The organism is Catellatospora coxensis (genome assembly GCF_016862635.1).
In the GTDB taxonomy this organism is placed as follows: Bacteria; Actinomycetota; Actinomycetes; order Mycobacteriales; family Micromonosporaceae; genus Catellatospora; species Catellatospora coxensis.
Window position 1 is genome coordinate 1 of record NZ_BONI01000188.1, and the last position, 1674, is coordinate 1674.

The 1674-nt window shown below is 69.1% G+C and carries 1 protein-coding gene; it reads right to left on the bottom strand.

Annotated features, from left to right (window positions below; translation table 11 throughout):
- Positions 1–162 precede the first annotated feature (162 nt).
- Entirely contained in the window at positions 163–1545 is a 1383-nt protein-coding gene (locus Cco03nite_RS41915; RefSeq protein WP_203699618.1) for an IS1380 family transposase, read from the bottom strand.
- Positions 1546–1674 lie beyond the last annotated feature (129 nt).

Below are 1674 nucleotides of genomic sequence, written 5' to 3' on the forward strand. Positions count from 1 at the left end.
CCTGAATCCGTGGACCGAGTGCTGGTCTGCGGATTCAGGCTTTCGGGGCTGATTTGGGCGTGGTGGGTCTGCTGGCCTGGTCCAGCCTGCTCGGTTGCTGTTGGTTGGGGCGGTTCCGGCGTGGGTGTTGCGTCGTGGTGCTCGTGGTCGTGGTGCTCGGCGTCAGGTGAACACGGCTTTCCAGAGCCTGGTCCAGGCGGCGGCGCGGGGCCAGCGGGCGGGCAGGTGCAGGAATGGTCGGCGTTGTGGTCGGGCCAGCCGGGCGGGGATGTTGATCAGGTGGGTGCGCAGGGTCGCTCCGCGGGCGACGGTGTGGCGGGCGGTGCCGGTGAGGGTGCCTGCGGCTCGTAGCAGGTTGTGGCAGATCGCGGCGAGGGTGCACCAGGCGGCGTTGGCGGGGAAGCGGCCGGAGGGCTGGTGGGCCCAGGGTCCGTCGATGAGGTCGGACCAGACGGTTTCGCAGACGGCGTGGCGTCGGTGGGTGATGTCGGCTTCGGCCGTGGGTTCGCTGCTGTTGGTGAGGAAGGGGTGGTGTCGCCAGACGGGGAACAGCGGGTCCTGGGCGTTGGCGTCGCGGATGCGGCGCACGATCAGCCGTGCGGTGATCCGGTGGTCGGTGTCGGCGAAGGCGGTGTAGGTGGTTTCGGCGATCTGGGCGTCGGAGATCAGTGTTCCGGTGTCGGGGTCTTCGACCGCGCCGGGGTAGTGCACGGGGGTGTACTGGTCGTCGCCGATGGCGGCGATCGCGGCGGCCACCGACGGGTTGAGGGCGGCGGCGATCGAGAACGTGGCCCCGGTCGCGGTGATGGCGGCGATGACTTTGCCGCTGTAGAAGGCGGCATCGCCGCGGGTGAGGATGTGCTCGGGGTGGGCGCCGGCTTGTTTGGCGGTGTTGATCGCTTCGGTGAGCATTGAGGTGGCGCCTTTGGCCGAGCCTGCGCGTCCGGCGCGTAGCCGCACGCCGGCCAGCACCGGCGCGGCGGTCGGGGTGCTGATGGTCACCGCCAGGGGTGACAGGCCTTTGCGCAGGATGGTCTTGCCGTCGATCTTCGTGTGTCCGTAGGAGGCGCCTTGTTTGGCGTGGCCGTAGACCGGGCGCAGCAGCGAGTCGATGTCGATGAAGCAGCGCCGGTCGACGCCGTCGAGCACGCCGGTGCGCCGGGTGAGGGCGATCAGGTGCCGGCGCAGCACCGCCGACAGTTGCCGGGTGTGGCCGTGGGTGAACTCGCGCAGCAGGATCCCCAGCGTGGCCGAGGCGTAGACCCCACCGAAGACCTGTTTCATCCCACCGGCGCGGACGAGGTCCAGGTCGTCGATGCTGTCGGCTCCGGCGGCCATTCCCGCGATGATCGAGACGAGTTTCGGGGTCGCGTTGGCAGCCCCGGACTTGACCCGCTCACACGTGAACCGGACGTGCTCGTCCAGCAGCGCCGACAGCCCGGCCTGTTCGGCCAGGGCCAGCACCGGGACCAAGCCCGCGTGCGACACGAGATTGTCCTCGTCGAAGATCGCGCTGTCGGCGCGCCAGGCATGCGAAGCTTGCACCGAGAGTGCCTTTCCAAGCTGGTCGGATCTAGTTCTAGACAAACCCGATCGTCCCAGCCCAGAAGGCACTCTCGTCGCATCTACACGCCGTCACCAGCCACACCGACCCGCCCAGTCCACGGATTCAGG